24 protein-coding genes, 1 pseudogene and 1 riboswitch are annotated in these 20,883 nt (G+C 30.0%); of the genes and pseudogenes, 15 read left to right on the top strand and 10 right to left on the bottom strand.

The features are described 5' to 3' along the window. Nucleotides 1-40 precede the first annotated feature (40 nt). Together ACIJYB_RS04890 and ACIJYB_RS04885 are read left to right on the top strand one after the other, a co-directional pair. Nucleotides 41-523 (top strand): YbaK/EbsC family protein, encoded by a 483-nt coding sequence (locus ACIJYB_RS04890; RefSeq protein WP_435150235.1) that lies wholly within the window; start codon nucleotides 41-43, stop codon nucleotides 521-523. Next, the gene (locus tag ACIJYB_RS04885; protein ID WP_435150232.1) at nucleotides 520-1,407 is read left to right on the top strand and encodes a DMT family transporter; all 888 of its coding nucleotides are present in this window, start codon (nucleotides 520-522) and stop codon (nucleotides 1,405-1,407) included. Before ACIJYB_RS04890 ends, ACIJYB_RS04885 begins: the two co-directional genes overlap by 4 nt. On the opposite strand, the gene ACIJYB_RS04880 is transcribed toward ACIJYB_RS04885, so the two are convergent. From ACIJYB_RS04880 to ACIJYB_RS04870, 3 genes are all read right to left on the bottom strand, one after another. Then, nucleotides 1,400-2,305: a homocysteine S-methyltransferase family protein gene (locus ACIJYB_RS04880; protein WP_435150230.1), complete on the bottom strand. Its 906-nt coding sequence runs from the start codon at nucleotides 2,303-2,305 to the stop codon at nucleotides 1,400-1,402. The two genes, ACIJYB_RS04885 and ACIJYB_RS04880, sit on opposite strands and share 8 nt — an antisense overlap. Before the next feature lie 8 nt (nucleotides 2,306-2,313). After that, nucleotides 2,314-2,377: riboswitch (SAM riboswitch) on the bottom strand. Nucleotides 2,378-2,469: 92 nt separating this feature from the next. Beyond that, entirely contained in the window at nucleotides 2,470-3,060 is a 591-nt protein-coding gene (locus ACIJYB_RS04875) for a putative 2OG-Fe(II) oxygenase (protein WP_435150228.1), read from the bottom strand. Between the two features lie 38 nt (nucleotides 3,061-3,098). Then, nucleotides 3,099-3,845, bottom strand: coding sequence for a sulfite exporter TauE/SafE family protein (locus ACIJYB_RS04870; RefSeq protein WP_435150226.1), 747 nt, complete (start codon nucleotides 3,843-3,845; stop codon nucleotides 3,099-3,101). A 14-nt stretch (nucleotides 3,846-3,859) separates the two neighbouring features. On the opposite strand from ACIJYB_RS04870, the gene moaB reads away from it, so the two are divergent. Further along, on the top strand, nucleotides 3,860-4,360 hold the full coding sequence (moaB, locus tag ACIJYB_RS04865) for a molybdenum cofactor biosynthesis protein B (protein ID WP_435085124.1): 501 nt from the start codon (nucleotides 3,860-3,862) through the stop codon (nucleotides 4,358-4,360). Here the strand turns inward: moaB and ACIJYB_RS04860 are convergent, their stop codons facing one another. The 7 genes and pseudogenes from ACIJYB_RS04860 to moaA form a co-directional block, all read right to left on the bottom strand. Then, a complete protein-coding gene (locus ACIJYB_RS04860; RefSeq protein ID WP_435150225.1) occupies nucleotides 4,361-4,606 on the bottom strand; it encodes a DUF1244 domain-containing protein in 246 nt (81 codons plus the stop codon). It lies immediately after the preceding gene. Nucleotides 4,607-4,842: 236 nt separating this feature from the next. Continuing rightward, nucleotides 4,843-5,181: a sulfite oxidase heme-binding subunit YedZ gene (locus ACIJYB_RS04855; protein WP_435150223.1), complete on the bottom strand. Its 339-nt coding sequence runs from the start codon at nucleotides 5,179-5,181 to the stop codon at nucleotides 4,843-4,845. Beyond that, nucleotides 5,181-6,086, bottom strand: a complete 906-nt coding sequence (gene msrP, locus ACIJYB_RS04850) for a protein-methionine-sulfoxide reductase catalytic subunit MsrP (RefSeq protein WP_435150220.1) — start codon at nucleotides 6,084-6,086, stop codon at nucleotides 5,181-5,183. The genes ACIJYB_RS04855 and msrP overlap by 1 nt, the downstream gene beginning before the upstream one ends. Continuing rightward, entirely contained in the window at nucleotides 6,073-6,525 is a 453-nt protein-coding gene (locus tag ACIJYB_RS04845; RefSeq protein WP_435150218.1) for a molybdopterin synthase catalytic subunit, read from the bottom strand. The genes msrP and ACIJYB_RS04845 overlap by 14 nt, the downstream gene beginning before the upstream one ends. Next, nucleotides 6,525-6,791, bottom strand: coding sequence for a MoaD/ThiS family protein (locus tag ACIJYB_RS04840; protein WP_435150216.1), 267 nt, complete (start codon nucleotides 6,789-6,791; stop codon nucleotides 6,525-6,527). Before ACIJYB_RS04840 ends, ACIJYB_RS04845 begins: the two co-directional genes overlap by 1 nt. Nucleotides 6,792-6,805: 14 nt before the next feature. Next, the gene (gene moaC / locus ACIJYB_RS04835; RefSeq protein ID WP_435085116.1) at nucleotides 6,806-7,351 is read right to left on the bottom strand and encodes a cyclic pyranopterin monophosphate synthase MoaC; all 546 of its coding nucleotides are present in this window, start codon (nucleotides 7,349-7,351) and stop codon (nucleotides 6,806-6,808) included. A gap of 1 nt (nucleotide 7,352) precedes the next feature. Then, nucleotides 7,353-8,346: pseudogene (gene moaA / locus ACIJYB_RS04830) on the bottom strand (GTP 3',8-cyclase MoaA). 33 nt (nucleotides 8,347-8,379) lie between these two features. Between moaA and ACIJYB_RS04825 the strand changes: the two are divergent. From ACIJYB_RS04825 to ACIJYB_RS04770, 12 genes are all read left to right on the top strand, one after another. Beyond that, the gene (locus tag ACIJYB_RS04825) at nucleotides 8,380-9,213 is read left to right on the top strand and encodes a phytanoyl-CoA dioxygenase family protein (RefSeq protein ID WP_435150214.1); all 834 of its coding nucleotides are present in this window, start codon (nucleotides 8,380-8,382) and stop codon (nucleotides 9,211-9,213) included. 24 nt (nucleotides 9,214-9,237) lie between these two features. After that, nucleotides 9,238-10,680 carry an NAD-dependent succinate-semialdehyde dehydrogenase gene (locus tag ACIJYB_RS04820; RefSeq protein ID WP_435150212.1) on the top strand — a complete coding sequence of 481 codons (1,443 nt, stop codon included), beginning with the start codon at nucleotides 9,238-9,240 and terminating at the stop codon, nucleotides 10,678-10,680. 19 nt (nucleotides 10,681-10,699) lie between these two features. Further along, nucleotides 10,700-11,449, top strand: a complete 750-nt coding sequence (locus tag ACIJYB_RS04815) for an SDR family NAD(P)-dependent oxidoreductase (RefSeq protein ID WP_435150210.1) — start codon at nucleotides 10,700-10,702, stop codon at nucleotides 11,447-11,449. A 2-nt stretch (nucleotides 11,450-11,451) separates the two neighbouring features. Continuing rightward, entirely contained in the window at nucleotides 11,452-12,354 is a 903-nt protein-coding gene (locus ACIJYB_RS04810; protein WP_435150208.1) for an ROK family protein, read from the top strand. A 176-nt stretch (nucleotides 12,355-12,530) separates the two neighbouring features. Beyond that, on the top strand, nucleotides 12,531-13,784 hold the full coding sequence (locus ACIJYB_RS04805) for an ABC transporter substrate-binding protein (protein ID WP_435150206.1): 1,254 nt from the start codon (nucleotides 12,531-12,533) through the stop codon (nucleotides 13,782-13,784). 69 nt (nucleotides 13,785-13,853) lie between these two features. Continuing rightward, entirely contained in the window at nucleotides 13,854-14,729 is an 876-nt protein-coding gene (locus tag ACIJYB_RS04800) for a carbohydrate ABC transporter permease (protein WP_435085107.1), read from the top strand. Continuing rightward, nucleotides 14,716-15,618: a carbohydrate ABC transporter permease gene (locus ACIJYB_RS04795; protein ID WP_435150204.1), complete on the top strand. Its 903-nt coding sequence runs from the start codon at nucleotides 14,716-14,718 to the stop codon at nucleotides 15,616-15,618. The genes ACIJYB_RS04800 and ACIJYB_RS04795 overlap by 14 nt, the downstream gene beginning before the upstream one ends. A gap of 4 nt (nucleotides 15,619-15,622) precedes the next feature. Beyond that, nucleotides 15,623-16,714 (top strand): ABC transporter ATP-binding protein, encoded by a 1,092-nt coding sequence (locus ACIJYB_RS04790; protein ID WP_435150202.1) that lies wholly within the window; start codon nucleotides 15,623-15,625, stop codon nucleotides 16,712-16,714. A 2-nt stretch (nucleotides 16,715-16,716) separates the two neighbouring features. Beyond that, the gene (locus ACIJYB_RS04785; protein ID WP_435150200.1) at nucleotides 16,717-17,478 is read left to right on the top strand and encodes an SDR family NAD(P)-dependent oxidoreductase; all 762 of its coding nucleotides are present in this window, start codon (nucleotides 16,717-16,719) and stop codon (nucleotides 17,476-17,478) included. A 9-nt stretch (nucleotides 17,479-17,487) separates the two neighbouring features. Beyond that, on the top strand, nucleotides 17,488-19,263 hold the full coding sequence (locus ACIJYB_RS04780) for an IlvD/Edd family dehydratase (protein ID WP_435150198.1): 1,776 nt from the start codon (nucleotides 17,488-17,490) through the stop codon (nucleotides 19,261-19,263). A 10-nt stretch (nucleotides 19,264-19,273) separates the two neighbouring features. After that, nucleotides 19,274-20,017 carry an SDR family oxidoreductase gene (locus tag ACIJYB_RS04775; RefSeq protein WP_435150196.1) on the top strand — a complete coding sequence of 248 codons (744 nt, stop codon included), beginning with the start codon at nucleotides 19,274-19,276 and terminating at the stop codon, nucleotides 20,015-20,017. 17 nt (nucleotides 20,018-20,034) lie between these two features. After that, a complete protein-coding gene (locus ACIJYB_RS04770) occupies nucleotides 20,035-20,877 on the top strand; it encodes a fumarylacetoacetate hydrolase family protein (protein WP_435150195.1) in 843 nt (280 codons plus the stop codon). The last annotated feature ends 6 nt before the right edge of the window (nucleotides 20,878-20,883 follow it).

Genomic DNA, 20,883 nt, shown 5'->3' with positions numbered 1-20,883 from the left:
GTGTTGTATTTATTCAATATTATTTAATGAGTTTTACACAGTGAACCCTTTACTAAACAAAGAACCAGTTAAAAGAGCTGAAAAAGCAATTCATGCATTTGATAACAAGATTGAAATCATTTGTTTGAAAGAAACTGCTCGGACCGCACAAGATGCAGCTACAGCTTTGGGTTGCAATGTAGGAGCAATAGTTAAAAGCTTAATATTCAAAACAGAGGATAATTTCATTCTTTGTTTAATTTCAGGAGATAAAAGATGCTCTTTAAACAAACTTAAAAACATTTTAAATATTAAAGATGTTTCCATGGCACATCCAGATGATGTTAAAAAAGTAACTGGTTATACCATTGGTGGAGTTTCTCCCGTAGGTCATATTAATAAAGTAAAAATCTATATTGATACTAATTTAGAAAGATTTAAAACACTTTTCGCAGCTGCGGGACATCCGAATTGTGTTTTTGAAATAGAGTTTAACAAATTAACTCAATTAACCAATGGTGAAAAAAAAGAGATAACAGAATGAGACAACCAAAATTAATTGATTATATTTTATTAACAACATTAGCTTTAATTTGGGCGTCAGCCTTTTTTAATATTAAGATAGCAACATATTCTTTTGGACCTGTAACCATTGCTTTTTTAAGAGTTTTTTTTGGAGCTATTCCTGTTTTACTTCTTTGCTATTTTAAAAAGATTAAGATTGAAGCGTTTTCTAAAGATTGGCATTGGTTTGCAATGATTGGCTTTATCAATCTTGTAGCTCCATTTTTTTTAATTGCTTATGGAGTTAAATCTGTTCAAAGTAATCTTGCAGCAATATTAATGTCCACAACACCTCTGAGCTCAACTATTTTAGGACATTTTTACACTAAGAATGAAAAATTTAATTTAGTAAAAACAATTGGAATTTTAATTGGTTTTGCAGGAATTATATTTTTATTTTCTGATAATCTATTAATTGATGAAAATAATTTTACATCAGCTTTATTAATTTTACTTGGTTCAACATGTTATGTGATTGGTGGTGTTTTGACTCTAAAAATCAGCAAAAAGAAAAATGAAAATGTAACTGGCTCGATATTAATATGGGCAATTATAATTTTAATTCCTCTTGTAAGCTTTATTGAGCATCCTTGGCAATCAATTCCACGAACTGACTCATTGATATCTGTTATATATTTGGGAATTGTACCAACTGGAGTTGCCTGGCTTTTAAGATTTAGAATTTTAAAAAATAATGGTTTAATTTTTCAATCCCAAGTTTCTTACTTAATACCAATATTTGGAACTATCTTAGGTTATATATTTTTAAAAGAAATAATAACTATAAAAGTGTTAGTTTCTTTATTAGCAGTTTGTATAGGTATTTATTTTGTAAAAAAAGCTGACAATAAAAAATTTACTTAAGTTCTGACATTGCTTTAATATGCGCAGGTCTTGTTTCGCAACAACCACCTAATATTGTTGCACCATTTTGCTTAAAGTTTTTTGCAATTTTTCCAATTACATCAGGTGTTAAATCGTGTCTTTGCCCAAGAAATTCATTAGGATTTCCACCAGAATTTTTAAAATAAGATGATGTGTATCCATCTTTTGGTTTTGTTGTCATAAATCCATTTAATTTAAAACCAAATGGAACATTAAGATTTTTCACTTCCTCTAAATTTTTTTCATAATTTTCAGGAGACACACATGAAAGCATTACTCCTAATAATTGATCATCTAAAATACTTTTAATATCAGAAATTTTTTCTCCACTTGGTAATTTAGTTCCTTCAGATATGTGGATACCAATCAAGTAAGGTTTTTTAAATTCTTTAATAGCTTTAATACCACATTTGAATTCTTTAATACTACTCCAAACATCAAAGTAAAAGAAATCAACATAAGGATTTAATAATCTAGCTTGCTCATTAAAAGTTTTGGTAATGTCTTCTTCATTTCTTTCATCAGCTTCATAAGTTAACTCCTGTGGAGGCAGACCACCTGCTATGAGAATATTTGGAAACTCTCTTTTTACCTCTTGAGCTATTTCACCTGCTTTTTTGTTTAAATATTCAAATTTATCTTCAATATTATTTTCCTTTAATCTTTTTCGTCTAGTTGTAAAAGTTGTAGTCACAATTACTTCAGCGCCAGCTTTTACAAAATCTATATGAGTATCTCTCAGTAATTTATGATAATTTTCATTTAAAATTGCATTAGCACTCCAAAGAGTACCGTTTGGCTTCATGCCTCTTGCCAGAAGTTCCTGACCCATACCACCATCTAATACTCTTGTTTGTTTGAAAAAATTTAAATCCATTTTGTACCTCACTTTTTTAGTGCTTTAGCTTTATGCAGGGTGCACAATATAGTTCAAATACCATGCAATTTGATTTTTTGTGGGAATTTCCTCTTTAGCAGTTGTTGCCCGCAATAGGATCAAATCGGCAAATCACTTATACTTACAAACTTTATATTTGTAAATTATTTTTTTAGTACAACTTTAGCATTAAAAGAAAAGGATCTGCGTTCACCTTTAATATTAAAAGGATAAGCTGTATGCATCAAATAGTTTGGAAAAATAATCAATTCTTTGAGTTTGGGTACGACATTATAAATACTTTTACTTAAGAAACCTTTTTGTCCATTTATGAAGTCTATAGTACCATTTGTTTTAAACTTTTTATTTTTTACTAGTTTATTGTTAGTCATGCCTTTAGGTAATTTTAAATATCCAACACCAGACAAATCACCTTCGTGATAATGTATCGGATTGTATTCTCCTTTAAATTGCCTCACAACCCATAAATTTAGAATCTTTATTTCTTTAACATTTTTTATTTTTTCGTTAGATAAAAATATTTTAATATTATTTTTAAGCTCTTTTTCTAAGTTTTTTTTAATAAAATTATTTGATATTTTTAATTCTTTCTTTATTTGACTTGCTAATTTTCCACTATAATCAATTTTTTTTGACATAGATTTTGCATCAAATTCTTTATTAATTTTATCAAAAAAAATTTTTGAAATTTTAGTTTTACCAATTGTTGGACCAAAGGGTTTAATATTTTTCATTTCGTGTTTAAATATATTAAAAGAAAATTAAATCAACATTAAGACAATAACCTAAAACCCATTCTTGCAGCTACAAAAATAACTAGCAAGGAAGTCATTAATGCTAGGGTTTTATTGGATATAAACTTTATATTTAGATAATTACCAATTTGACCACCAATAAAAACTGTTAAAAAAAGAGGCCAATAATTTAAAAACTCATTTAAAACAATATTTTTAGTAAATTGTCCAATCACACCAAATATAGAATTTATTAAAATAAATAAAGATGCCGTTGCAGCTATTTGTTTTGGATAACCAGCTTTCATTAAAAATAAGATTGGACTTAGAAATATTCCACCACCAATTCCGACAATACCTGAAAAGAAACCAATTACCGAACCAATTAAGATTGACAAAGGGTTTGAAATTTTTTTTATTTCTATTCCATCTTTACTAAAAGATTTACTTTCAATAAATAAAAAGACTCCAGCACTCGTTAAGATAAAAAATAAAATTATTTCAAATAAACTTTTTTCCAATGAAATTGACGCCCCAAAAAAAGCAAAAGGTACAGATCCAATAAGGTAGGGTATCAATAATTTGAGGTCGATATTCTTTGATCTTATATAGTTTACTGAATTCCCAGAAACTACAATTATATTACAAGACAAAGCTATTATTGGAAAAATATAGTAAGGAATATCCCATATCAACATTAACGCTAAGTAAGAGGATCCACCACCAAATCCAACGCTAGAATATAAAATTGCTGTTATAAAAAATAATATTGATAATATAATCATAGTAAAATTTTTTTATGAATGTGAATATAGCTTTATTAACTGTAACAGATACAAGAACTTTTGATAATGATAAATCCGGAGCTATCCTTGTTGAGAAAATTAAGGAAGCCAATCATAATTTAATAGATAGAAAAATATGTAAAGACAATAAGAAAGATATTGTTTTGATTTTAAAAGAATGGATCCAAAAAAAAGATGTTGATGTTGTGATTACTACCGGAGGAACAGGTTTGACTGGAAGAGATATTACACCAGAAGCTGTTGAAGAGATTGCTGATAAACATATTCCTGGTTTTGGTGAAGTTTTTAGAACAATAAGTCTCAAAACAGTAGGAACTTCTGCAATACAATCTAGAGCATGTGCAGTTTTAGCAAATGGCAAATATGTATTTGCTTTACCAGGTTCTTCAGGAGGTGTTACTGATGCATGGGATGGAATTTTAAAACATCAATTAGATATTAATCATAAACCATGTAACTTTGTTGAATTATTTCCAAGACTTAAAGAAAAATAATTATTTTTGATATTTCTCTTTCCATTCTGAGTAAGGCATTCCATAAATATGCTCTCTTGCATCAGGATCAGATATTGTTACACCTTTTTTTTCTGCTTCTTCTCTGTACCATCTTGACAGACAGTTTCTACAAAAGTTAGCTAAATTCATGAGGTCAATATTCTGAACATCTTTTCTTTCATCTAAGTGCTTTAACAATCTTTCAAATGTAGCTGATTGAATTTTATCTTTAATATTCTTATCCATAATTTACACCTCTCTCTTTATTTTAATTCTTGAAACTAGCAAAACAAATACAATTACTAAAAAAATTAATGGTTTAAAAAAAATTGTTTTTGATAACCAAATATAATGAAGGGAACCAAAAATGGCTATAACATAAATTAATTTATGTAATTTTTTCCAATTTTGTTTTAATAGACTTATCATTTTTTGTGAAGATGTAACAGCTAATGGAATCAATAATAACCAAGCAGAAAATCCTATAAATATATATTTTTTTTTAGAACATCGCTATAAATTTGCTGCCAATCAAATCTGTAGTCTATAATAACATAAGTCATTAAATGAGTAGTTGCATAAAAAAAAACAAATAATCCCAACATGCGTCTAAACGATATCCAGATATTTGATTTTGTAATTCTTTTAAGTGGTGTCATTGCTAATGTAAGAACAATAAAAATTAACGTCCATTCACCAGTATGATGAGATATCTCTTTCACTGGTTCAGGGCCCAGTTTGTTAAAGAAAATTTTATAAGTAATTATTAATAATGGAATCAAACTCAAGACAAAAACACATGGTTTTAAATATTTTTTCATTAAAAATATTTTTTTAAGTCCATGTCTGTATATAAACTGGCTACCTCTTCCTCATAGCCATTAAACATTAAAGTTTTTACTCTTGGTGCAAAAATATCATTTCCTACAACTCTTTCAGTGGCTTGTGACCATCTTGGATGATCAACGTAAGGATTTACATTTGAGTAAAAACCATATTCTCTTGGTGACGCACGCATCCATGATGAAGTTGGCATCTTTTCAACTAGTTTAATTTTTACAATAGCTTTCGCGCTCTTAAAACCATATTTCCATGGAACAAATATTCTTAAAGGAGCTCCATTTTGATTGGGAAGTTTTTTACCGTATAAACCAGTTACTATAGTAGTTAATGGATGCATTGCTTCATCTATTCTCAATCCTTCTCTATAAGGCCATTTTAAAACTGGATATCTTTGACCTCTCATTTGATCAGGATCATATACACTTTCAAATTCAACAAATTTAGCTTTTGATGTTGGAGTAACTTTAGACAATAGTTCACTTAAAGAAAAACCCATCCAAGGAATGACCATTGACCATCCTTCTACACATCTAAGACGATGTACTCTTTCTTTAGATAAAAACATTTCTGAAATTTCTTCCATCGATAAGTTAATAGGACTTTCAACTTCACCTTCAATACTTATATCCCAAGGATTTGTTTTGAAATTTTGAGAGTTTTTATAAGGATCGCTCTTAGATGTACCAAACTCATAATAATTATTATATGTCGTAATATCTTTATAACTTGTTTTGTTATCTATCTTATCTGATGCAGCATTACCTGAAAAAGGAAGCGACGAGATTGCAATAGAACTAGCTCCGACACTGATTGATTTAATAAAAGATCTTCTATTATTATAAATTTTTTCTGGTGTAATTTCTGAATATTTAATCTTTTTCATGAACTATGGGATTACCTTTTAACCAGTTACTTTCATTGTTTAGATAATGTTCCTTTTTCCATATAGGAGATCTTTTTTTAATTTCTTCAATTATATATCTAGATAAAACGTATGCTTCGTCACGATGTTTGCATGCAACTGCAATGACTATGCTAATTTCTCCAAGATTTAAAAAACCTTTAGCATGTTCAATAAACACTGCTTTATCTTCAATTTTTAATTTTTGATTTGTCTCATTATAAATTTCTTCAAAACTTTTTATAACTAGAGCATCATGGCTATCGTATGTTATTCCAACTACGCTTTTATTATTATTTTGATTTCTGACAGTTCCAGAAAAAAAAATTGAAGCCCCATAATCAGAAGAAGAAATAAATTCTTCAGCCAATGAAATTGAAAGCTTTCTCTTTTTTACATCTATTATCTTAGTATGAAGCATTAACCCCCTCCGATAGGAGGAATAATAGCAATTTTTTCATTATTTGTTATTTTATAATTGTCGCTAATTATATTATCATTTGAGCAAAATGCTGAAGAATGTACAATTTTTATAAAATTTTCATTACCTTTAAAATTTATATTTAAATAATCTAATATTTTATTTCTAACATCTTTAATTGTTGAGTCGTTTGCCACATCAAGCTCTAATAAATTTTGATTACTAAAATCTCTACTAGCACCAAACAGTTCTATTATTACTTTCATTAATTTTATTATTATTAAAATAGTTCTTTCAAAAATTCTGGAAGTCCGTCTGGGTTTTTCCACAAACCACTTTTTCCACCCTCTTTTATTAACAATTTGACATTATCTATTTCTAAATGAGGATTAACTATTTTACTTAAATCGTAAATAGTGATTAGAGCAGCATTAACACCCATAATAGCCTCCATTTCAACACCTGTTTTGGCATATGCAGATACGACACAATAAACTTCAAGAGAGCTATCTTTGTTGTTCATGATAATCTTTGTTGCAGTATGATCAATTGGTAGTGGGTGGCATAAAGGTATTAATTCGCTTGTTTTTTTAACTCCCAATACAGCAGAAACTTCTGCTAAAGTTATAGGATCTCCTTTCGGCATTTCTTTATTCTTAATAAGATTAAAAACCTCTTTACCAACATATATTTTCCCAGAGGCTAAGGCTCTTCTATATGTTTCTTTTTTAGCTGACACATCTACCATATTAAAAGTATTCTTTTTAAAAATCTCTTCCGCCCAATCTTTCAAATCTTTTTTATTTATTATCTTTAAATTACTCAAATTAACCGCCTGTAGTTGATAAATTTTTTGTTAAACCCGTTTCACCAATTTCTAAATAATGTGACTCTTTCTTAAAGTTTAGCTGTTTTAAAATTAGATCTTTTAATTCCTCTAATTGACTATCTTTTTGCATTAAATGACGAATGTTAATTCCAGTATTACCAAACAAACATAATCTCAAATCACCTTTTGCAGTTATTCTTAGTCTATTACAACTTTTACAAAAATCTTTTGAGTAGGGAGCAATAACACCAAATTTACCTTTAAATTTTGGATTTAAATAATTTTTTGCTGGCCCAGCATCTTTACCAAATGTTTGAATAATCCAGTTGTTATTATTTAGATAATCTACAAATTTTTTTGATGGGACGTGATACTTATTGAAATAGTCTAGATTATCTCCTGTTTGCATTAGTTCTATATATCTAAAATCTATTTCATTATTTTTTATAAATTCAGCCCAACTATCAAAGTCCTTCTCTGAGTCATTTATTCCTTTTAGTAGAACAGCATTAATTTTAATGTTTTTAAAATTTAATTTTTGTAAATTTTTTATTCCTCTAAGAATTTCTTCTAATCTATCATGACCAGTAATTTTTTTAAAAGTTTTAGGATCTAAACTATCGATACTGATGTTAATCCCGTCTAATCCACTATTTTTAATATCATTTGCTATTTTATCTAATTTATAACCATTTGTAGTTATTACAGTTTTTTTAATTCCTGAATTTTCTTTTATAATTTTGACTATTTCAAAAAAATCTTTTCTAATAGTTGGTTCACCACCAGTTAATCTTATTTTTGATACACCTAATTCTGATAGTGCTTTGGCTAATCTTCTAATTTCATCTATATTAATAAAAGTTCTGTTATCGCTTTTATCAATTTTGTACCCATCGGGTAAACAATAACCACATTTAAAGTTACAAACATCAGAAATTGAGAAGTCTTATATACGGAAATTTCCTACCGAAACTATCTTTAAGAATATTCATATGTTATATAGCCTATTATTGATTAAATAAACGATGAGTCAAATTTTAAATGCTAATGAGATTAAAGAATTTAATAAGAATGGTGCCATCCTTCTTAAAAATAAATTTGACAAAAAATGGATTGAAAAATTAAAAGTTGGGATTAATAAAGCTAAAGCTAATCCTAGCCCAAGATTTACTAACCACACTAAAGATAAAAATTTACCAAGTTATTTAGAGGATTTTTGGACTTGGAATTTACATAAGGAATTTACAGATTTTGTTTACAATTCTCCAACTGCAAAAATTGCTTCAGAGTTATTAGAGGCTAAAAAAATTAATTTAGTAATGGATAATTGGTTTTTTAGAGAGGCTGGATCAAAATCTAAACCCCCATTTCATCATGATATTTCATATTTTGATTTTGATGGTTCTATGTGTGTGTTGTGGCTACCTTTAGAACCAGTTAAAAAACAAGATGGTATAGCTTGGGTTAAAGGTTCTCATTTATGGGATAAATTATTTTTAAGAACAAGGTTTAATGATGGTCATCAAGTCGATGGTATAGCAGGTGAAGTAAATGGAAAAAAATATGAAATTACACCTGATATATTAAAAAATAAAAGTGATTATGAATTTTTAGAATGGGATTTAGAGTTAGGAGACTGTGTTTTTTTTGATATTAGAGCTTTACATGGTGCTCTTCATGAAACTACACCAAGCACTGATGTCAATAGGTTTACTTTAAGAATGGCAAAAGAAAATTCAAAAATTATTTATCGAGGTGATTGGGCCAGAGAAGAAAGAGCTATTATGGAAGCAAATGGATATAAAAATGGAGATAATTTATCTGGAAATATGTTTCCAAAACTTTGGCCATTAGGTTAAAAGTATTAAAAATTTTATAAAATTATGTACAGTAAATTTGGACAATTCATTGATGGCAAATGGACAGCATCTCAAGACAACAGCACTTATGAAGTTATAAACCCTGCAACAGAGGAAGTTCTTGGTCATGCATCCAAGGCTACGCCTGCTGATGTAGAAAGAGCATTAAAATCATCAGAACAAGGGCTTCAAGTTTGGAAAAAAATTACACCGTGGCAAAGAGCATATATACTCAGAAAAATTGCAGATAAGATTAGAGAAAAAAAAGATATTTTAGCTAAATGGATGACGTTAGAAAATGGAAAACCTTTAACTGAAGGTGTTGGAGAAACTAATGGAGCAGCAGATATTTTTGAATGGAATGCTGAAGAGACAAAAAGAATTTATGGACAAACAATAGAGAGCAGATTTGAAGATACTAGAGTTCATGTCTATTATCAGCCAGTTGGAGTTGTTGCCGCATTATCTCCTTGGAATTTTCCATTAATTTTAGCGGCTAGAAAAATTTCTACAGCTCTTGCAGCGGGTTGTTCGGTAATAATTAAACCAGATACAATCACCCCTGGTGTTGTTATGGAATTAGTAGATATTTGTAGAGAATGTGGTGTGCCACCCGGTGCAGTGAATCTTTTATCTGGTGATCCACCAAGTATAGCTTCGCAGTTAATGCAATCTGATATTATTAAAAAAGTTTCTATCACTGGCTCTGTTAGAGTTGGAAAATTAATACTTAAACAGGCTGCAGATAAAGTTCAAAGAGTAACAATGGAATTAAGTGGTCACTCACCCTTTATTGTTTTTGATGATGCAGATGTGAAGAAAGCTGCTGACATGGCAATTGCAGCAAAATTTAGAAATAACGGGCAGGTGTGTATTTCTCCTAATAGATTTTATATTCATGAGAATAAAAAAAAAGAATTTATAGATTTGTTTATAGAAAAAACTAAAAAGTTAAAAATTGGAAATGGTATGGATCCTGATACTCAGTTAGGTCCCTTGACAACTCAAAAGAGACTAAATGAGGTTGAAGCTCTTGTTGAAAAAACAAAGCAAGAAGGAGCAACTGTTTTATTAGGAGGAAAAAGACCAGCTGATTTTAACAAAGGTTTCTTTTACGAGCCAACTATTTTTGATGATGTTAAAGATGATTTTACCATTATGAAAGAGGAGCCATTTGGACCATTAGTACCTATGTTATCATTTAAATCTTTTGATGAAGTAATGGAAAGAGCCAATAATCATGAACTTGGATTATGTAGTTATGTTTGTACTAATTCAATGGAGACTGCTCATTTAGCTTCAGAAAAATTAGAGACAGGCTCAGTTGCTGTTAACACTGGTTTTGTTGCTATTGCTGAAGCACCTTTTGGAGGAATAAAGCAAAGTGGCTATGGAAGAGAAGGTGGATCTAACGCAATAAAAGATTACCTAAATGTAAAATATACCCACTTAGGCATTAAAGGATAAATTTCAAAATTTTTCATAAATGATACAATTTGATTTAAAAAATAGAGTTGCCATCATAACAGGTGGAGCTCAGGGATTTGGCTTTTCAATTGCTGAAAGATTTATTCAATCTGGTGCAACTGTAATAATTTGGGATTTAGACGAAGATGCAGCAAAAGAAGCAAAAGAAAAATTAAAATCAGATAATTTAAGCTATCAAATTTTAGATGTTACAAATTCAGATCAAATTGATCAAAATTTAAAAGTAATTAAAAATAAGTTTAATAAAATTGATATTTTTATTAACAATGCTGGTATTGCTGGATTAAATACAACAGTTGCCAAATACCCTTTGGATGAATGGAAAAAAGTTATAAATTTAAACTTAAATTCAGTATTCTACTGTTGCAAAGCTATTGTGCCAATTATGGAAAAAAATAATTATGGAAGAATAGTAAATATATCTTCTATTGCAGGTAAAGAAGGAAATCCAAATGCAAGCGCTTATAGCAGCTCTAAAGCTGGAGTTATCGCTTTAACAAAATCATTAGGTAAAGAATTGGCTCAAAAAAATATAGCAGTCAACTGCGTAACACCGGCAGCTGCAAAAACACGAATTTTTGATCAAATGACTGAAGAGCATATCAATTATATGCTTTCTAAAATTCCAAGAAACAAATTCGCAAAAGTTAGAGAATTAGCTTCTTTGGTTACATGGCTATCAAGTGAAGAAAATTCATTTTCAACTGCAGCAGTTTTTGATTTAAGTGGTGGAAGGGCCACATATTAGTCATGCAAATAGGAATTGATGTAGGCGCTACAAAAATTGAAAGTGTTGTACTTGAAGAGGACGGCAATGAAAAACATAGATCAAGAACAGATTGTCCAAAAGATTACTTATCAATTATAAGTACAATAAAAGATATTCATCGTAATTTAGAGAAAGAATTTCAAAAAGAATTACCTATTGGTGTTTGTCATCCTGGAATACATTCTCCACAAACTGGCTTAGTTAAGAATGCTCCAAATTGTTATTGGTTAGAGAAAAAACCTTTTCAAAGTGATTTACGTAAAGCATTGGGTAAAGAAGTATTTTGTGAAAATGATGGAAATTGTTTTGCATTATCTGAAGCAATAGATGGTGCGGGTAAACATTATAAAATTGTTTATGGAATTATTTTAGGTTCAGGAGCTGGAGGTGGTTTAGTTATAGATAAACAGATTGTAAGTGGCCCTAATGGAGTAGCTGGGGAATGGGGCCATAATCAAATTCCATATTTTGCTGCTAAAAAAGAGAACTTTAACTCTAACAATGCAAGAGAAGCAGAAGTTGAAAGTTTTATTTCTGGTCTTGGTATAGCAAAAAGATTTAATAAAATTTATGGAAAAAATTTAAAAACGAATGAAATTTTCGAGCTTAATAGAAAACATGACCTTGATGCTGAAAGATTTATAGATGAATTTAAATTAAATTTAGCAATGTCATTATCTGTAATTATAAATATTTTAGATCCTGACGCTTTTGTCTTTGGTGGAGGTGTTTCAAATGAAATAGATTTTTTAAGTGAAATTGAATCTATGGTTAAAAAATTTGTAATTGGAAAAGAGTATGATGGTGTTTTTTTAAAACCAAAATACGGTGATGCAAGTGGTGTAAGAGGTGCTGCTAGATTAGGACGAAGAACTACTTATTAAAGATTCAATTTAAAGTTGAAATTAAAAAAAAATAATATTCAAAAAAATTAAATAATAAAAAAAAAAATTAGAAAAATAAGATACAAACCATAGGTTGTAGACAAATTATTAAATATCAATTTTTTTTTTATGAATATACCTTCTTTTTTTAATTAAAAATAATGAGGAGAAGATAAATGAAAAAAATAATAATTGCTATTTTAGCAATAGTTTTAGCTCCAACACTTTCTTACGCTGGATCTAAAGCTGAAGTTCTTCACTGGTGGACGTCAGGTGGAGAAGCAAAAGCATTGCAAGTTCTAAAAGATGATTTTGCTGCACAAGGTGGTGAGTGGAAAGATATGCCAGTTTCAGGTGGTGGTGGAGATGCTGCTATGCAAACATTAAAGGCAAGAATCGTAGCTAATGATGCACCAGCTGCTGCTCAAATTAAAGGACCAACTATTCAAGCTTACGATAGAGAAGGTGTTGTAGCTCCATACAATATTGATGCTGTAGCTAAAGCTGAAGGTTGGGATAAACTTTTAAGTAAACAAGTAGCTGATCATATGAAGTGCGATGATGGAAAAGCATATTGTGCTGCTCCCGTAAACATTCATAGAATTGACTGGTTCTGGGCTAACAAAAAAGTTTTAGACTCAAATGGAATTAAAATGCCATCTTCATGGGCTGAATTTAATGCTGCTGCTGATAAGCTTCAAGCAAAGGGAATTATCCCTTTAGCGCATGGTTCTCAACCTTGGCAAGACGCAACAGTTTTTGAAGCTGTAGCACTTGGTATTGGCGGAAACGATTTTTACAAAAAAGCATTTGTAGACGCTGATGTTGCGACATTGGGTGGATCTACGATGGTAAAAATCTTTGATCAAATGAGAAAACTTAAAGGTTACACAGATGCTGGTTCTCCAGGAAGAGACTGGAACGTTGCAACTGGAATGGTTATGGAAGGCAAAGCTGCATTCCAACTTATGGGTGACTGGGCAAAAGGTGAATTTGCTGCAGCTGGTTTAAAACCTGATGTAGACTATTACTGTGCAGCTACTCCATCTAACAATGGATATCTATACAATGTAGACTCATTCATTTTCTTTAAAATTAAAGGAAAAGAAAAAGTTGAAGGTCAAAAACTTCTTGCAAGTTTAATCATGGGTAAAGAGTTCCAAAAAGTTTTCAACATTTACAAAGGATCAATTCCAGCAAGACTTGATGTCCCTATGGATGATTTTGATAAATGTGCGAAAAAATCTAACTCAGATTTAAATACTGCGGCAGCAAAAGGTGGATTACTTCCAAGTTTTGCTCACGGTATGACTTTGGAGCTTGGTGTAAAAGGTGCAATTCAAGACGTTGTAACTGAACACTTTAACTCAAACATGTCTTCTCAAGATGCTGTTAAGAAATTATCAGCTGCTGTTAAGGCTGCAAGTTAATCAAAGTAGTTAATCTAAATTATCATGCGCTATAAAATAGCGCATGATTTAATCTTTAATTAATTTTTTATGTATTGGTTGAAAAGAAATTTACCCAGATTAGTAATAGCACCATCGTTTGGTGTAATTGCTTGGTTTGTTTATGGTTTCATTTTCTGGACAATTTATATTTCCTTTACTAAATCAAAATTATTACCTAAATATGAATTTTGGGGTATTGACCAATATTTTAGACTTTGGTCGATGCCAAGATGGCATGTAGCAGTTGAAAATTTATTTATTTTTACAGTACTATTTATAATCTTATGTGTTTTTATAGGAATTGTACTTGCTATTTTGCTAGATCAAAAAATTAGAGCTGAGGGTTTTTTAAGAACAATTTATCTATATCCAATGGCTTTATCATTTATTGTGACAGGGACAGCCTGGAAATGGATATTAAATCCGTCATTAGGAATTGAAAAATTTGCTCAAGATATTGGTTTCGAAACTTTTACATTTGACTGGTTAGTAACACCAGGCATGTCTATTTACACAATAGTAATAGCAGGTGTTTGGCAATCTTCAGGTTTTATAATGGCTATTTTTCTTGCCGGATTAAGATCTGTGGATGATGAGATAATTAAGGCAGCCAAAATAGATGGTGCAGGAATAGTATCAGTTTATACAAAAATTATTTTACCTATGATGAGACCAGTGTTTATGAGCGCACTTGTTATATTAGTTCACTTAGCAATTAAAAGTTATGATCTAGTAATTGCATTAACAGCAGGTGGTCCTGGAATTTCATCAGATATGCCAGCGGTATTTATGACACAAATGGCATTTCATAGAAGTGAAATTGGCTTAGCTTCAGCAAGTGCAATCATGATGTTTTTAACAGTTTCAGCAATAGTTGTTCCATATTTGTATTCAGAATTAAAAAGAGAAGATGACAGAAAATAATATTCAAACTTATAAAGATTTAGAAAAATCATCTAATACAAAAAAATTAATTTATAGATGGATATTGTTTGTAATTTTAGGAATTTTTGCTTTGTATTACATTACACCACTATACGTAATGATAGTTACTTCTTTTAAAACTATGGAGGAAATTAGACAGGGAAATTTATTTTCTTTACCAAGCTCTTTAGATTTAGGTTCATGGGATGTAGCATGGAGTGGTCAAGGTTTTTCAGCAGGAGATGTATATTTAAAAACGTACTTTTGGAACTCTGTAAAATTAGTGGTCCCCGGCGTAATTATCTCAACTATATTAGGGGCGATTAATGGATATGCTTTAACAAAATGGAGATTTAAAGGAGATAGCTATATATTTTTATTATTTTTATTTGGAACATTCATCCCTTATCAAGCAATACTGCTTCCAATGTCTAGAACATTAGGTTTCTTAGGTATATCAAATTCTATTTATGGACTGATTTTAGTTCATGTAGTTTATGGTTTATGTTTTACAACTCTATTTTGTAGAAATTATTATATTTCTATTTCAGATGAAATTGTGAAAGCTGCCAGAATAGATGGGGCAGGTTTTTTTAAAATATTTTTTAAAATCATGTTACCGATCTCAGCTCCAATTTTAGTAGTTACTATCATTTGGCAATTTACCATGATTTGGAATGATTTTTTATTTGGTGCCACATTTACATTTGGTGAAGAAGCCCCAATACAAGTTGCTTTAAATAATATGGTGTTAACAAGCTCTAGCGTTAAAAGATATAATGTTGATATGGCTGCAGCAATCATAGCTGGATTTCCAACACTAGTTGTTTATGTATTGGCAGGCAAATATTTTATTAGAGGATTAACAGCAGGGTCAGTGAAAGGATAACAAAATGGCTAATTTAAAGATAAATGACATTAATAAAAACTTTGGATCTACAGAAGTTTTAAAAGGAATTAATTTGGATATAAATGATGGTGATTTCCTTGTTTTATTAGGACCATCTGGATGTGGAAAATCAACATTATTAAATACTATTGCTGGATTAGAAACTTCTAATAGTGGTGAAATTTTAATAGATGATTACCGTGTTAATGACATGGAACCTAGTGATAGGGATATAGCTTTAGTGTTTCAATCATACGCCCTTTATCCCGCTATGACGGTGAAAAAAAATGTTACATTTGGATTAGAGCAGAGAAAGACACCTAAAGATAAAATTGAAAAGTCTTTAAATAGAGTATCAAGCTTATTGAAAATAAATGAACTCTTAGAACGAAAACCATCCCAATTATCCGGTGGTCAAAGACAGAGAGTTGCTATGGGTAGAGCTTTAGTTAGAGATCCTAAAGTTTTTTTATTTGATGAACCATTATCTAATTTGGATGCAAAATTAAGAGTTGAAATGAGAAGAGAGATTAAGAAGCTTCATCAAAATTTGAAAACAACTGTTGTATATGTGACCCATGACCAAACTGAAGCTATGAGTTTGGGAACAAATATTGCAATAATGAATCATGGTGTAATCCAACAATGTGATACGCCAAAAAATATTTATAATACTCCTAACAACATTTTTGTTGCAGATTTTATTGGGTCTCCTTCGATGAATCTAATTAAAGGAAAATTAATAAACCAGAATGGAGAATTGTTTTTTGCAAGTAACGATCAAACTAAAATTCCATTAAATAAATATAATTTTAAAAATAAAATTAATGAAGATGAAAAAGAAATAACCTTAGGTATTAGACCAGAGCATATTTATATTGAGAAAAATGCATCTGATAATTTCGAAATTAAAGTTAAATCAGAACTTTCTGAATATATTGGTCATGAGCAAATAATAACTTTTGATTTTTCAGGACAACAATTACTTGGGAAATTTTCATCAACTATCGATATTGATATTAATAAAGAATTTAAATTAAATATAGATATTAATCAGATTTCAGTATTTGACACATTAACTGAAGAAAGAATATAATTGTGAAGGTTAAATATTCAGATTTAAAGAATAAAAGAATTTTTATCACAGGTGGTGGTTCTGGAATTGGTGCTTCTATAGTCGAACATTTTTGTGAACAAGAAAGTGAAGTATATTTTGTTGATATAAATGTAAAAGATTCAAAAAAATTAATAAATATCATTGAAAAAAAAAAATTTAATAAACCAACATTTATTGAATGTAATTTATTAGATATTAAAAAATTACAAAAAATAATAAAAAAAATAGTTTCATCTAAAGGAACAATACATTCACTCATTAATAATGCAGCAAATGATGAAAGACACACAACAGAAGAAGTTGATGAAAAATATTATGAGAATAGGATGGCAATAAATTTAAAACATTATTTTTTTGCAGCTCAAGAAGTTGTCAAAGGTATGAAAAAAGATAAAAATGGATCAATTGTAAATTTAAGTTCAGTTTCCTGGATGTTAGGTGAAGGTGATAAAGTTATATATGAAACTGCCAAATCAGCAGTTGTTGGTTTAACAAGATCATTTGCTCAAGAGTACGGGAAATACAATATAAGAACCAATTCTGTTGTACCCGGATCTATTGCAACTGAAAGACAAATCAAACATTGGCTTACACCTAAATATAAAAAATTAATATTAGAAAAACAAGCCTTAAAACGACAGCTAAAACCTGAAGATGTTGCAAAACTAGTATTGTTTTTATCTTCTGACCAGTCCTCAGGATGCACTAAACAAAGTTTTGTTGTTGATGGTGGAATAACATAAAAAATAAAAGTGAAAAAATTTAAGCTTAGAAGTAAAGAATGGTTTGATAATCCTGATGATCCTGGTCTTACAGCTTTATATTTGGAGCGATATTTAAACTACGGACTAAAAAGAGAAGACCTTCAGTCAGGAAAACCAATCATTGGTATAGCACAATCTGGTAGTGATCTTTCACCGTGCAATAGACATTTTCAAGCATTAAGTAAAACAATTAAAGATGGGATAAGAGAAGCTGGTGGAATTCCAATGGAATTTCCAACTCATCCAATTCAAGAAACTGGAAAAAGACCTACAGCAGCGCTTGATAGAAATCTCTCATATTTATCTTTAGTAGAAGTTTTGTATGGATATCCAATTGATGGAGTTATTCTTACAACAGGTTGTGATAAAACCACACCTGCAGCATTGATGGCTGCTGCAACTGTAAATATTCCATCAATAGTATTGTCAGGTGGACCAATGTTAGACGGAAATTATAAAGGAAAAAAAGCTGGCTCAGGTACAATTATTTGGGAAGCAAGAAAATTACATGCAAAAGGTGAAATTGATTATGATGAGTTTATGGATATGGCAGCAGCTTCAGCTCCAAGCATAGGGCATTGTAATACAATGGGAACAGCATCTTCAATGAATTCAATCGCAGAAGCTTTAGGAATGTCACTTCCAGGTGGAGCAATAATTCCTGCTCCCTATAAAGAGAGAACAGATATTTCTTTTAAAACTGGAAAACGAATTGTTGAAATGGTTTTTGAAAATTTAACACCATCAAAGATAATGACAAAAGAAGCATTTGAAAATGCAGTTTATGTTGCAAGCGCTATTGGTGCCTCAAGTAATTGCCCACCTCATCTTACAGCTATAGCAAGACATATGGGTGTTGATTTTAATTTAGACCAATGGGAAAAATTAGGACACAGCATTCCTTTATTAGCAAATTGCCAACCCGCTGGAGAACATCTTATGGAAGGTTTTTTTAAAGCTGGGGGTATACCAGCCATCATGAAAGAATTAATTAAAGACAAAAAACTTAACATCAAAGCTTTAACAGTTACTGGTAAAACTATTGAAGAAAATTTAAATATGAAAATTGATGTTAATAGAGATGTTATTAAATCATATGAAAATCCATTATCTCATAATGCAGGCTTTATTGTAATGAAAAGTAATTTCTTTAGTTCGGCTGTAATGAAAACTTCTGTTATTAGCTCTGAGTTCAGAGAAAGATATTTATCAAATAAAGATAGTTTAAATATTTTTGAAGTAAAAGCCGTTGTTTTTGAAGGACCTGAAGATTATCATGCAAGAATAAATGATGATAATTTGAATATTGATAAAAATTCAATTTTAATTATTAGAGGCTGTGGACCTGTTGGCTATCCAGGATCAGCTGAAGTAGTAAATATGCAACCACCTGATAAGCTTTTAAAAAAAGGTATCAATACACTTCCAACTTTAGGAGATGGAAGACAAAGTGGGACATCAGAAAGTCCGTCCATACTAAATGTTTCACCAGAGTCGGCTGTAGGAGGAGATTTATTAATAATTAAAACTGGCGATAGAATTAAGATAGATTTAAACAATAGTAGAATAGATTTATTAGTGTCAAATGAGGAAATTAAGAAAAGAAAAGAAAACACTAAACTACCTATTCTAGAAAATCAAACACCATGGCAAGAAATTTCAAGAAAAATGGTAGGTCAATTGGAAACTGGTAGTTGTTTAGAAACTGAAACTGTTTTTTTAGATATAACTAATACGAAAGGAATGCCGAGACATTCTCATTAGAAAGGAACCTATGACAAAAAGACTTAAAGATAAAAATATTTTAGTTACAGCTGCGGGACAAGGAATTGGTAAAGCAACAGCTATAGCATTTCACAAAGAAGGAGCTAATGTTATTGCAACTGATATTAATGACAAAACTTTAGAAGATCTAAACAAAGAATATCCAAATATAAAAATACAAAAACTTGACTCAACAAAAAACAATGAAATTTTAGAATTTGTTAAAACATTAGATAAAATTGATGTTTTGTTTAATGCTGTTGGTTTTGTTCATCACGGCAGTATTTTAGAATGTGAAGAAAAAGATTGGGATTTTTCTTTTGATGTAAATGTTAAATCTATGTATTTTATGTGCAAAGCAATATTACCAATGATGATTAAACAAAACTCAGGGAGTATTATTAATGTTTCTTCTTGTGCATCAAGCTTGAAAGGTTTTCCTAATAGATTTGTTTATGGAACTACAAAAGGAGCAGTAATTGGATTAACTAAATCAATTGCAGCAGATTATGTTAAACAAAACATTAGATGTAATTCTATAGCACCAGGAACAGTTTTTTCACCATCTTGGCAAGATAGAGTTAATCAAAGTCCAGATCCAGTACAAGCTAAAAAAGATTTTATAGCGAGACAACCAATGGGAAGACTAGGTACAGCAGAAGAAATTGCAGCAGTTGCAGTTTATTTAGCTAGTGATGATTCAACATTTACAACAGGAACTACTATCTCAGTTGATGGTGGAATTTCAATTTAATTAAACACAGGATAATTATGAAACTATTAAGAGTAGGACAAAAGGGAAAAGAGAAACCAGCAATATTAGATAAAGATGGAAAAATTAGAGATATTAGTTCTCATGTAAAAGATTTAAATCCTGATTTTTTAAACTTTAAAACTATATCTGAATTAAGAAATATTGACTTAAAGTCATTACCAGAACTTTCTTCTAGTGACAGAGTAGGGTCGTGTATTACAAAACCAGGTAAGTTTGTTGCAATTGGTTTAAATTTTTCTGATCATGCGGCAGAGTCTAATTTACCAGTTCCATCAGAACCAATAATGTTTATGAAAGCTACTAGTTCAATTAATGGTCCAAATGATAATATAGAAATTTTACCTAATTCTAAAAAACTAGATTGGGAAGTTGAATTAGGAATAATTATTGGAAAAGAAACAAAACATATTGAGCAAAATCAAGCACAAGATCATATATTAGGTTATTGTTTAGTAAATGATGTAAGTGAGAGAGAATGGCAAATTGAAAAGATGGGACAATGGGTAAAAGGAAAATCTCATGATACCTATGGACCTATTGGGCCTTATTTGGTTACAAAGGAAGATATAAAAGACATAAATAATTTAAATATGTCCTTAGATGTAAATGGAGAGAGAATGCAGACTGGAAACACTAATACAATGATTTTTAACGTTGATATTATTGTAGCATATGTGAGTAAGTTTATGTCATTACAAGCTGGAGATATAATTACTACAGGAACTCCTCCAGGTGTTGGTATGGGTAAAAAACCACAATTATTTTTAAAAGCTGGAGATACATTGAGATTATCCATAGATAATTTAGGTGAGCAAAACTCTAAAATTATTTCTTTGTAATTTTAT

It is taken from the genome of Candidatus Pelagibacter bacterium nBUS_44, assembly GCF_051200895.1.
In the GTDB taxonomy this organism is placed as follows: domain Bacteria; phylum Pseudomonadota; class Alphaproteobacteria; order Pelagibacterales; family Pelagibacteraceae; genus Pelagibacter.
This window is presented reverse-complemented; position numbering and strand designations above follow the sequence as displayed.

Excerpts from the sequence above, each read along its gene's own strand:
- ACIJYB_RS04885 (WP_435150232.1), top strand. The coding sequence starts at position 520 with ATGAGACAACCAAAATTAATTGATTATATTTTATTAACAACATTAGCT.
- ACIJYB_RS04880 (WP_435150230.1), bottom strand. The coding sequence starts at position 2,305 with ATGGATTTAAATTTTTTCAAACAAACAAGAGTATTAGATGGTGGTATG.
- ACIJYB_RS04875 (WP_435150228.1), bottom strand. The coding sequence starts at position 3,060 with ATGAAAAATATTAAACCCTTTGGTCCAACAATTGGTAAAACTAAAATT.
- ACIJYB_RS04870 (WP_435150226.1), bottom strand. The coding sequence starts at position 3,845 with ATGATTATATTATCAATATTATTTTTTATAACAGCAATTTTATATTCT.
- moaB (WP_435085124.1), top strand. The coding sequence starts at position 3,860 with ATGAATGTGAATATAGCTTTATTAACTGTAACAGATACAAGAACTTTT.
- ACIJYB_RS04860 (WP_435150225.1), bottom strand. The coding sequence starts at position 4,606 with ATGGATAAGAATATTAAAGATAAAATTCAATCAGCTACATTTGAAAGA.
- ACIJYB_RS04855 (WP_435150223.1), bottom strand. The coding sequence starts at position 5,181 with ATGAAAAAATATTTAAAACCATGTGTTTTTGTCTTGAGTTTGATTCCA.
- msrP (WP_435150220.1), bottom strand. The coding sequence starts at position 6,086 with ATGAAAAAGATTAAATATTCAGAAATTACACCAGAAAAAATTTATAAT.
- ACIJYB_RS04845 (WP_435150218.1), bottom strand. The coding sequence starts at position 6,525 with ATGCTTCATACTAAGATAATAGATGTAAAAAAGAGAAAGCTTTCAATT.
- ACIJYB_RS04840 (WP_435150216.1), bottom strand. The coding sequence starts at position 6,791 with ATGAAAGTAATAATAGAACTGTTTGGTGCTAGTAGAGATTTTAGTAAT.
- ACIJYB_RS04825 (WP_435150214.1), top strand. The coding sequence starts at position 8,380 with ATGAGTCAAATTTTAAATGCTAATGAGATTAAAGAATTTAATAAGAAT.
- ACIJYB_RS04820 (WP_435150212.1), top strand. The coding sequence starts at position 9,238 with ATGTACAGTAAATTTGGACAATTCATTGATGGCAAATGGACAGCATCT.
- ACIJYB_RS04815 (WP_435150210.1), top strand. The coding sequence starts at position 10,700 with ATGATACAATTTGATTTAAAAAATAGAGTTGCCATCATAACAGGTGGA.
- ACIJYB_RS04810 (WP_435150208.1), top strand. The coding sequence starts at position 11,452 with ATGCAAATAGGAATTGATGTAGGCGCTACAAAAATTGAAAGTGTTGTA.
- ACIJYB_RS04805 (WP_435150206.1), top strand. The coding sequence starts at position 12,531 with ATGAAAAAAATAATAATTGCTATTTTAGCAATAGTTTTAGCTCCAACA.
- ACIJYB_RS04800 (WP_435085107.1), top strand. The coding sequence starts at position 13,854 with ATGTATTGGTTGAAAAGAAATTTACCCAGATTAGTAATAGCACCATCG.
- ACIJYB_RS04795 (WP_435150204.1), top strand. The coding sequence starts at position 14,716 with ATGACAGAAAATAATATTCAAACTTATAAAGATTTAGAAAAATCATCT.
- ACIJYB_RS04790 (WP_435150202.1), top strand. The coding sequence starts at position 15,623 with ATGGCTAATTTAAAGATAAATGACATTAATAAAAACTTTGGATCTACA.
- ACIJYB_RS04775 (WP_435150196.1), top strand. The coding sequence starts at position 19,274 with ATGACAAAAAGACTTAAAGATAAAAATATTTTAGTTACAGCTGCGGGA.
- ACIJYB_RS04770 (WP_435150195.1), top strand. The coding sequence starts at position 20,035 with ATGAAACTATTAAGAGTAGGACAAAAGGGAAAAGAGAAACCAGCAATA.